Origin of the sequence: Actinoplanes sp. NPDC024001 (genome assembly GCF_040638955.1) — a bacterium.
Taxonomy (GTDB): domain Bacteria; phylum Actinomycetota; class Actinomycetes; order Mycobacteriales; family Micromonosporaceae; genus Actinoplanes.
Window position 1 is genome coordinate 1 of the sequence record NZ_JBEZZB010000267.1, and the last position, 8,971, is coordinate 8,971.

The 8,971-nt window shown below is 71.8% G+C and carries 10 protein-coding genes; 5 read left to right on the plus strand and 5 right to left on the minus strand.

Annotated features, from left to right (window positions below; all coding sequences use genetic code 11):
- Positions 1-42: 42 nt before the first annotated feature.
- Together AB0F81_RS48690 and AB0F81_RS48695 are read right to left on the minus strand one after the other, a co-directional pair.
- Complete coding sequence (locus AB0F81_RS48690) at positions 43-660, minus strand: hypothetical protein (RefSeq protein WP_360210831.1); 618 nt, start codon at positions 658-660, stop codon at positions 43-45.
- A 2-nt stretch (positions 661-662) separates the two neighbouring features.
- Entirely contained in the window at positions 663-2,195 is a 1,533-nt protein-coding gene (locus tag AB0F81_RS48695) for a DUF1800 domain-containing protein (protein ID WP_360210833.1), read from the minus strand.
- Between the two features lie 115 nt (positions 2,196-2,310).
- Here AB0F81_RS48695 and AB0F81_RS48700 point away from each other — a divergent pair, with 115 nt between their 5' ends.
- Positions 2,311-3,360 (plus strand): ROK family protein, encoded by a 1,050-nt coding sequence (locus AB0F81_RS48700; RefSeq protein ID WP_360210835.1) that lies wholly within the window; start codon positions 2,311-2,313, stop codon positions 3,358-3,360.
- A gap of 16 nt (positions 3,361-3,376) precedes the next feature.
- Here the strand turns inward: AB0F81_RS48700 and AB0F81_RS48705 are convergent, their stop codons facing one another.
- On the minus strand, positions 3,377-3,709 hold the full coding sequence (locus AB0F81_RS48705) for an STAS domain-containing protein (protein WP_360210837.1): 333 nt from the start codon (positions 3,707-3,709) through the stop codon (positions 3,377-3,379).
- Positions 3,710-3,789: 80 nt separating this feature from the next.
- The gene (gene zwf, locus AB0F81_RS48710; RefSeq protein WP_360210839.1) at positions 3,790-5,283 is read right to left on the minus strand and encodes a glucose-6-phosphate dehydrogenase; all 1,494 of its coding nucleotides are present in this window, start codon (positions 5,281-5,283) and stop codon (positions 3,790-3,792) included.
- Between the two features lie 243 nt (positions 5,284-5,526).
- Here zwf and AB0F81_RS48715 point away from each other — a divergent pair, with 243 nt between their 5' ends.
- On the plus strand, positions 5,527-6,465 hold the full coding sequence (locus tag AB0F81_RS48715) for an exopolyphosphatase (protein WP_360210841.1): 939 nt from the start codon (positions 5,527-5,529) through the stop codon (positions 6,463-6,465).
- Positions 6,466-6,649: 184 nt separating this feature from the next.
- Here the strand turns inward: AB0F81_RS48715 and AB0F81_RS48720 are convergent, their stop codons facing one another.
- A complete protein-coding gene (locus tag AB0F81_RS48720; protein WP_360210843.1) occupies positions 6,650-7,459 on the minus strand; it encodes a DUF1775 domain-containing protein in 810 nt (269 codons plus the stop codon).
- Between the two features lie 92 nt (positions 7,460-7,551).
- On the opposite strand from AB0F81_RS48720, the gene AB0F81_RS48725 reads away from it, so the two are divergent.
- The 3 genes from AB0F81_RS48725 (at position 7,552) to AB0F81_RS48735 (ending at position 8,935) form a co-directional block, all read left to right on the plus strand.
- Positions 7,552-7,764, plus strand: a complete 213-nt coding sequence (locus AB0F81_RS48725) for an RNA-binding S4 domain-containing protein (RefSeq protein WP_360210845.1) — start codon at positions 7,552-7,554, stop codon at positions 7,762-7,764.
- Positions 7,765-7,859: 95 nt separating this feature from the next.
- Positions 7,860-8,774 carry a hypothetical protein gene (locus AB0F81_RS48730; RefSeq protein WP_360210847.1) on the plus strand — a complete coding sequence of 305 codons (915 nt, stop codon included), beginning with the start codon at positions 7,860-7,862 and terminating at the stop codon, positions 8,772-8,774.
- A complete protein-coding gene (locus AB0F81_RS48735; RefSeq protein WP_360210849.1) occupies positions 8,771-8,935 on the plus strand; it encodes a hypothetical protein in 165 nt (54 codons plus the stop codon). The genes AB0F81_RS48730 and AB0F81_RS48735 overlap by 4 nt, the downstream gene beginning before the upstream one ends.
- The last annotated feature ends 36 nt before the right edge of the window (positions 8,936-8,971 follow it).

Genomic DNA, 8,971 nt, shown 5'->3' on the forward strand with positions numbered 1-8,971 from the left:
GCGAGCTGCGCGAGTTCGCACACGGCATCCGGCCGGCGGTGCTCACCGACCAGGGTCTGGAGCCGGCCGTGGCGGGAGCGGCCGCTTGCCGTCCCCGGCCAGGGCGACGTCGTCGAGGCTGCTCATCGACAGGTCGGCCGCCGGTCCGGCGAGGATCCGGGCCGGCATGGCCCGGCCGACCGAGACGCCGGCGAGCGGGCTGGTGGCGCCGGTCAGGCCGAGCATCCGGTCCAGCCAGCCGGTGCGGATCGAGGTGCCGGGCGCCGCGTTCTCCATCGCCTCCATGGCGGCGAAGTGCGACCGGGTCGGGTCGGCCTGGCCGACCGCGTGCACGGCGGCCATCCGGCCGGCCTTCCACTGCGGCAGCAGCGGCGCCAGCGCCGGGTGCAGGCCGAACATGCCGTCGCCGGCGATCACCCGGTTCTTCGGCACGCCGATCGCCGGGCGCGCCCGGTAGTAGTGCGGGTCGCCGATCGGGGCGATCGCGCTCAGCCCGTCGAAGCCGCCGCGCAGCGACACCACCACCAGGGTGTCCCCGGTGTACCTGCCGGCGCCGGCGTCGGCCGCGTACGCGAGCCGGGTGCTCAGGGTCGCGCCGGCGAGCCCGGCACACGCTCCGGCGAGGATGCCGTTCCCGAGAACGCTGCGACGAGTCGTCATGATCACCTCAATGCGAACGACGGCGAGTCCAGGACCAGTGCGATCAGGTACGGCGCGGCGCCGGCGAGCGACTTGTCCTTGGCGGTCAGAGGACTGGTCGGCAGCTTGTCCGCGACGCTGAGCACGGCCGCGGTGTGGGTGGCCGGCAGTTTCGCCCCGATCAGGCGGACGGCGAGCGCGTCCACCAGCGCGCCGTACGTCGCCGGCAGCACCGGGACCAGTGACTTCAGCAGGTCCGCCGGGCGGGTCAGCTGCTTCGGGTACCAGCCGGCGGCCAGGTTCAGGTGCAGGTTGCAGCGCAGCAGGAACGCCGTCGGCGAGGCCCAGACGGCGGCCACGTCCGGGAAACCGTTCGGCGCGCTCCAGCGGAACGGCGCGTTGCCGGCGTCGACCAGGGCGTTGTAGAGCGCGTCGAGCGACTTCGTCCCGGTGGCGTCGGGCTTGAGGCCCAGCACGCGCACGGTCGCCACCAGGTCCTCGAACGGGGTGCGGGTCTTGCGCCCGGTCGACGCGGCGAACTCGGGCGAGGTGAACAGCGCCCGCAGGACCGGGACGATCGCGGTGTCGTTCTTCAGGTAGACGTCGGCGAGACGCTCGACCAGCGCGGCCGGCGGCTCGTCCGCGACGAACCGGACACTGAGCTTGTGCGCGATCCGTACCGCGGTGGCCCGCTGCCGGGCCAGGTGGTCCAGGAACGCCATCGCGGCGGCCTCCCCGTCGGCGGCGGCGTTGGCGTGCCGGAAACCGAGGATGTCGACCGCGCCGGTGGCGTGCCGGGACGCGTCGTAGACGTAGCCGCCGGAGTTGCCGACCGTCATGCCGGTGAGCAGCCGGGCGGCGGCCAGCACGTCCTTCTCGGTGTGCCGCACGCCGACGGTGTGCAGCTCCATCAGCTCACGGGCGTAGTTCTCGTTCGGGTGCGCCTTCGTCGACGAGCGCTGGTCCAGGTAGGTCAGCATCGCCGGGTGCCGGGCACTGGCCTTGAGCATGTCGGCGAAGCGGCCGAACGCGTGCTTGCGGATGACCTGGACGTCGTAGTCGGCGCGGGTGTCCCAGACACCGCTGGACGGCGCGGCGACGTGCAGGTGGTTGGCCCAGAACGCGACCGCCGACTCGAACAGCTGCCGGTTGCTCCACGCGGCCCGGGCGATCGCGGCCCGGCCCAGCTGGCTGAAGGCGTCGTACGAGTGCTTCGGCAGTTTCGCGCGCACCGTCGCACCGTCGGCGCCGGCCAGCGGCAGCCGGGCCAGGACGCGGTCGCAGACCGCGTCGTCGATCTTCGCCGGCGCGAACTGCCGGTCCAGCCAGCCGGCCACACCCAGCTTGCGCGCCTCGGCCAGGGACTCCGGCGTGGCGCCGAACGTGGCGCGGCGCAGCAGGTGCGCGATCGGGTCGCCGCTGAGCAGCGTCTGCTCTCTCACGGGAGCCGCCGTGGCCGTCTGGATCTCGGCCGCGGCGGGCGCGGACACCCCCAGACCGGTGGCGGTCAGGGCGACGGTGGCGATGGACCCGGCGAGCACGGTACGGCGCGTCATGCCAGACGGTTCGGCCCGTCCGGCCCGTCGCCGCGCCGCTGCAACCGTGACTAACGCTCTCGCAATCCGGGCGCACCCGTGTCCCCGGCAGGCCCTCGGACGTAGGCTCAAGACCGTGGATCAGGCAGAAACCGTACGCACCCCGGCCTCCTGGGTCGTCGTCGGCCTCGACAACGGCGGCACCTGCAACAACGCCACCGTCCTCGACGCGACCGGGCAGTTCCTCGTCAGCCACCTCGTGGAGAACCCGAGCCGGGTGCTCGACGGCCCGGAGTCAGCCGTCGAGCAGCTCGCCGCCGCGTTCACCGGCATCCTCGAGCTGACCAGCACCCCCCTGTCGCTGGTCCGCGCGGTCGGCCTGGACACGCCGGGCCCGGCCAGCGCGCACGGGGTGATCTCGTCCAAGGGCGCGACCAACTTCAATCAGGTGTCCTGGCACGGCTTCGACATCCGCGGCGCCCTGGAAGCCCGGCTCGGCCTGCCGGTGATCTACAACAACGACGCCAACGCCGCCGCGCTCTACGCCCACCACCGGCACTTCGGGACGGCCGCGCTGGAGAGGTCCTCGGTCTCGGCGATCGTCGGCACCGGCCTCGGCGGCGGCGTCGTCGAGAACGGCAAGGTGATCCGCGGCGCCGCCGGGATGGCCGGCGAACTCGGCCACGTGCAGATCCCGCTGCTCGGCGTGCTCGAGGCCGACCAGTTCGTGCCCGAGTGCAACTGCGGCTTCGCCGGCGACGTGGAGAGCATCGCCTCGCTCACCGGCATCAAGAAGAACCTGCTGCCGTACTGGTTGAAGCGCTTCCCGGACCACCCGCTCGCCGGCGAGCCGGTCGAGAAGGCGGCCAAGCTGCTGCGCGGCCTCGGCGAGAAGGACGACCCGCTCGCGCTGGCCGTCTTCACCCAGCAGGCGAAAGCGATCGGCAAGCTGTTCACCATCGCGGCGAACTTCACCGACCCGGACGCCTACTTCCTCGGCGGGGGAGTCGTGGAGGCGGCGCCGCACTTCCGGCAGTGGTTCCTCAACACCGTCCGGGAGAACACCCAGCTGCGCGACGAGCAGGCCCGGGCGGCGACCTTCGCCCTGGTGCCGGACCTGGACATGGCCGGCGCGCGCGGTGCGGCGGTCGCGGCCCTCGACGCGGTGGCCGCGGGCACACGCTGACCCTGGGGTACGGGTGTCAGTCCTGCAGCGCCGTGCTGACATCCGCGAACATCGGCAGGTAATCACTGAGGCCGAGCGTGTCGAAAAGGCGCCGGAGGAAACCGGACGGGGCGGCCAGACGGACCCAGCCGCCGCGTTCGGTGGCCCGGCCGTGCGCGGTGACCAGCACGCCGACGCCCATCGAGTCGCAGAAGTCGAGACCGGAGACGTCCACCACGACGCGCGGGGCGGGACGCTCGACGAGGCGGCCGAGGTTGGCCTTGAGGGCGGGCGCGGTGTCGATGTCGAGGGATCCGCGCAGAACGAGAACGGCCGTGTTCGGTGGATGGTGGGCGACCGAAACCTGCATAGGCGTGTTTCTTTCCGGGGGAGCGGGGCGGGCTAGCAACACCCTATGCGAGCCCGTCCCGCGCCGCAGGGAACGCGACGTCAGCTCGCGTTGCGCCACTTCCGGCCGTGGCGGCCGATCAGCCGGTCCGAGTCGGTCGGGCCCCAGGACGCCGCCTCGTAGGTCGGGATCGGCGAGTTGTCCCGCTCCCAGTGCTCGATGATCGGGTCGACGATCCGCCAGCACTGCTGCACCTCGTCGCTGCGGATGAACAGCGACGCGTCGCCGATCAGCGCGTCCAGCAGCAGCCGCTCGTAGGCCTCCGGGGACTCCTCGGCGAACGTCGACTCGTACGAGAAGTCCATGCTGGCGGTGCGCACCCGGAACGAGTGACCCGGCACCTTCGCGCCGAAGCGCAGCGAGATGCCCTCGTTCGGCTGGATCCGCAGGATCAGCGCGTCCGCCTCCAGCCCGGTGAGCTGGTCGTTCGGGATCGGCAGGTGCGGCGGGCGCTGGAACTGCAGCGCCACCTCGGTCAGCCGGGCCGGCAGTCGCTTACCGGTCCGCACGTAGAACGGCACGCCGGCCCAGCGCCAGTTGTCCACGTTCAGGCGCATCGCCGCGTAGGTCTCGGTGCGCGACAGCGGGTCGACGCCGACCTCCTCGCGGTAGCCGGCCATCAGCTCCTCGCGGGTGCCACCCCGCGTGTACTGCCCGCGCACGGCGGCCTCGGCGATGTCGCGGTCGGTGGGGAGCCGTATCGCCTGCAGCAGCTTCACCTTCTCGTTGCGCAGGCCCTCGGCGCCGAACGAGGCGGGCGGCTCCATCAGGGCCAGAGCGAGAACCTGCAGCACGTGGTTCTGCACGATGTCACGCATCGCGCCGGCGTGCTCGTAGAACCCGCCGCGGGTGCCGACGCCGAGCGTCTCGGCCACGGTGATCTGCACGTGGTCGACCCACGAGCGGTCCCAGATCGGCTGGAAGATCGAATTGGCGAAGCGCAGCGCCAGCACGTTCTGGACGGTGTCCTTGCCCAGGTAGTGGTCGATCCGGAAGACCTGCGCCTCGTCGAACGCGCTGTGCACGACGCCGTCGAGCTCGCGGGCGGTGGCCAGGTCCCGCCCGTAGGGCTTCTCGATGACCAGGCGGGAGAAGGAGCCCTCGCGCTGCTGGTTGAGCCCGGCGCCGGCCAGGCCGTTGATCACCGGCTCGAAGGCGCCGGCCGGGGTGGAGAGGTAGAACAGCCGGTTGCCGGAGGTGCCGCGCTGTGCGTCCAGCTCGTCGAGGGTCTCGGCGAGCCGCTTGTAGGTCTCCGGGTCGTCGTAGCCGCCGGCGACGTAACGCACGCCGCCCTGCAACTGGCGCTTGTCGGCGAGGCTGCGGTCGCCCAGCGCGCTCGCCGCGAACTGCTCGTCGCTCATCGCCGTCCGCGCGACACCGACCAGCGCGAACTGGTCCGGCAGCCGGTTGTGCCGGGCCAGGCTCTCGACCGCCGGCAGCAGCTTGCGCCGGGTCAGGTCACCGGAGGCGCCGAAGATCACCAGCGTGGCTGGCGGCGCGCTGCGCTCCTGGATGAGCTGAGGTGCGTGGTCCATCTTCTGCGTGTCCTCCGACCGGTTCGATGCCGTCCGTCAGAACCTTACGCAGCCGCCACCCGAACCGGTTCATCTGCTTCCTGGAAAGCGGGACGAAGTGGCGGTGAACACGTCCATACGTCGATGCCACCCGGGCCTTCGCGAAAAAAGTGGCAAAATGGTGCCAAAGGTCTGGCTGTCTCGTGTTTGGCTGGCTCAGTTCGGCCAGCTCAGGTCCGGCTGTCTGTTATCGAGGGGGACCCCGTGAAGTACCGGCTCGTGACCCGCAGCGACTTCGACGGTCTCGTGTGCGCCGTGCTGCTGCGGCACCTCGACATGATCGACGACATCATGTTCGTGCACCCGAAAGACGTGCAGGACGGTGTCGTCGAGGTGACCGACCGGGACATCCTCACCAACCTGCCGTACGACGCCCGCGCCTACCAGGTCTACGACCACCACCATTCGGAGACGCTGCGCAACGAGGGCGACCGGGACAACCACATCATCGACGCCGAGGCGCCCTCGGCGGCCCGGGTCATCTACGAGCACTTCGGTGGCCGGCAGCGGTTCCCGCAGGTCTCCGACGACCTGATGCGCGCCGTCGACCAGGCCGACTCGGCCGACTACACCCTGACCGACATCCTCAGCCCCACCGGCTGGACCCTGCTCAACTTTCTGATGGACAGCCGGACCGGGCTCGGCCGGTTCCGGAACTTCCGGATCTCCAACTACCAGCTGATGATGCAGCTCATCGACGCGTGCATCGAGATCCAGGACGTGCACGAGATCCTCGCCCTGCCGGACGTGGCCGAACGCGCCCAGCTGTTCCACGACTGCTCGGCCCGGTTCGTGGAGCAGTTGCACCGGGTCTGCCGGCTCGACGGTGACGTGGTGATCGTGGACCTGCGCGACGAGGAGGTCATCGAGGCGGGCAACCGGTTCATGGTCTACGCGCTGTTCCCGGAGGCCCGCGTCTCGGTGCACATCATCTGGGGCCGGCAGAAACTCAACACCGTGTTCGCCTGCGGCAAGTCGATCCTGGACCGCAGCTCACCGGTGGACATCGGCGAGGTGATGCTGCGCTACGGCGGGGGTGGTCACCTGGCGGCCGGCACGTGCCAGGTCCCGCACGACGAGTCGGACCGGGTGGAACGGGAGATCATCGACGCCCTGCGCACCGAACGCGTGGTGGCTGTCTGACTCGGGGATCGGCGGAGTCGGGCGGGCGGGAATCTCTCCCCGCCCGCCCGACGCGCGGATCATGGGCCTTGCCCGGGGCCCCACCCGCCGGTCGTGGTCAGCGCCCCACGCGCCTCCCCACGACGTCCTCACGCCCACCCGCGTGAGGTTTTCCCGCTCGCAGGCCCGGCCTGCGTGGGAAGTACTACTGGCCCTTCAGGCTCCAGCGACCGGCCGCGACGGGCTCCTTCTCGCCCTCGTCGGTCTCCGGTTCGGTGGGGGTGTCGTCCGGTTCCTCCTCGGCCCGTTCCTCGGCCCGGTGCCGGTTGCGCAGCATCATCCAGCCGGCGCCGAGCAGCGCCAGGACGGCCACCACCCAGCCGGCCATGGACAGCACCGACGGGCCCTCCTCGGCCTTCGCGACGATGTCGGCGTACGCCGCCTCCTCGCCCGGCGTGAGCCCACTGCCGGTGGTGCCGTTGCCGGTCGTGCCGTTGCCGCCGTGGTGGGCCGGTGCCGCACCGTCCGACGGGGTCAGCGTCAGCGTCGCCGACATGGCCGGGCCGGCCGTGCCGTCGGCGAACTTCGTCTCCACCGGGAACTTCAGCGTGCTCAGCGTCGGCAGCGGGCCCACCGCGACGCCGAGGTCGGTGGCCTGGCCCGGGGCGAGCGTGGTGCCCATCGCGATCCACGTCACGGCACTCGGCGCCTTCGTCACCGGCGTGCCGTTGTGGATGGAGGTCAGCGGCTCGCTGAGGTCCTGCCACTCGATCTTCGGCGCCCACGTGTCGACCGACAGCGGATAGACCTCGGCGATCGGGCTGTCCGCCGGGATCCGCAAGGTCACCTCGGTCACCGGCGCGGCGCCGGAGTTGGTCACGTGGAAGTACAGGTTCGCCCCGCTGCCCTGCGGCGCGCTCGTCGGGCTCACCGTCACGTCGGCCGCGGCCGGGCCGGCGGCGACGAGCACACCAGCAGCGGTCACAGCGGCCAGCACGCCCGCGCGGCGGGCCATCCCCAGAAGCCTCACGAGATGTAGTTCGGATCACGAGCCCGGAAGGTTCAACCGGTTCGCAGAAGTTTTTCGGAACGGGGGATGATGTTCGGATGCGAGACGTGCCGATCGGCGGCGACATGATCCGGCTGGGCCAGTTCCTGAAGCTGGCCGACCTCATCGACACCGGCGGCGAGGGCAAGATCCTCATCGCCTCCGGTGACGTGTCCGTGAACGGCGAGGTCGACCTGCGGCGCGGCCGCCAGCTGCACCCGGGTGACGTGGTCGAGGTGCTCGGGCGCCGGGCCCGCGTGGTGGCTGAATAGGCCGTTGAGCAGGGCCGTCGGGTAACTCGCACACTTTCGGCGGGAAAGTCGCCGGCGCCAGGAACCGTGGCCTGGGCCACATCGTCGTACCCATCATGACTAAGTCTTTGACGGCCACCCGCGGCCTGCTCGTGGCCGCCGCAATCCCCGTCCTGCTGCTGGGCGCCTGCGCCCGGCCCGGCACGGCCGCCGAGACCAGCGCCGGCGACGGCGCCGCCGGTGGGCCGGCCCTGGAGAGCGCCTCGGTTCCCGCCGGCGATCCGGACCGGGTCGCCCTGCGCGTCGACTATCGCGGTGGGTTCGTGCCGCCGGACTACCTCGTCGGCCGGCTGCCGATGGTCACCGTCTACGCCGACGGCCGGGTGATCACCGACGGTCCGGTGCCGCTGATCGCGCCCGGCCCGGCCCTGCCGAACCTGCAGGTGCAGCGGATCGAGCCGGGGACGGTGCGGAAACTGGCCGCCGAGGCGGTCGCCGCCGGGGTGAAGGACGGCGCCGACTTCGGGTCGCCGGGTGTCGCCGACGTGCCCAGCACGCGGGTCACGGTGGACACCGGTTACGGCACGGAGACCGTGGAGGCGATCGCCCTGCGGGAGGCTCAGCCGGACGACCCGGCGCTGACCGCGGAGCAGAAGGCGGCCCGCAAGAAGCTCGCGGCCTTCGTCGACAAGCTCACCGGCCTGTCCACGGCCACCAAGCCGTACGAGCCGGACGAGGTGGCGGCCATCGCCAGCCCGTACGTGAAATCCGATGACGGGCTCGGCGGCGCGCCGGTGCCGTGGCCCGGGCCCGCGCTGCCCGGCGAAGCGCTCAACCCGGCCCTCGATGTCCACTGCCTCAGCGTGACCGGCGCGCAGAAGGACGCCGTGTGGGCCGCCGCGCAGAAAGCGAACCAGCAGACGCCGTGGGAGTCCGGCGGCAAGCAGTGGCGGGTCATGTTCCGGCCGCTGCTGCCCGACGAGTCCGGCTGCGCGGCGCTGCAGGGTTCCGGGCAGCGGAGTGCCGGATGACGCCGTTCGACGACCCGTTCGACTTCGGCGGGACCGGGGATGCCGGGGAGGCCGGCGACGGCGCCGGACCCGCCGAACCGGTCCTGATCCGCCCGCTCTGCCGGTCGCGCAGCACGATCGCGCGCGTCCGCCCACGCCGGCGCGGCGGACCGTCGCGCTGAACCGGCCGCCGGCGCCGCGGGGACGTACGCGGCGCC

Coding starts and splice junctions, on each gene's coding strand:
- AB0F81_RS48690 (WP_360210831.1), bottom strand. CDS start 660: ATGACGACTCGTCGCAGCGTTCTCGGGAACGGCATCCTCGCCGGAGCG.
- AB0F81_RS48695 (WP_360210833.1), bottom strand. CDS start 2,195: ATGACGCGCCGTACCGTGCTCGCCGGGTCCATCGCCACCGTCGCCCTG.
- AB0F81_RS48705 (WP_360210837.1), bottom strand. CDS start 3,709: ATGCAGGTTTCGGTCGCCCACCATCCACCGAACACGGCCGTTCTCGTT.
- zwf (WP_360210839.1), bottom strand. CDS start 5,283: ATGGACCACGCACCTCAGCTCATCCAGGAGCGCAGCGCGCCGCCAGCC.
- AB0F81_RS48720 (WP_360210843.1), bottom strand. CDS start 7,459: ATGGCCCGCCGCGCGGGCGTGCTGGCCGCTGTGACCGCTGCTGGTGTG.
- AB0F81_RS48725 (WP_360210845.1), top strand. CDS start 7,552: ATGCGAGACGTGCCGATCGGCGGCGACATGATCCGGCTGGGCCAGTTC.
- AB0F81_RS48730 (WP_360210847.1), top strand. CDS start 7,860: ATGACTAAGTCTTTGACGGCCACCCGCGGCCTGCTCGTGGCCGCCGCA.
- AB0F81_RS48735 (WP_360210849.1), top strand. CDS start 8,771: ATGACGCCGTTCGACGACCCGTTCGACTTCGGCGGGACCGGGGATGCC.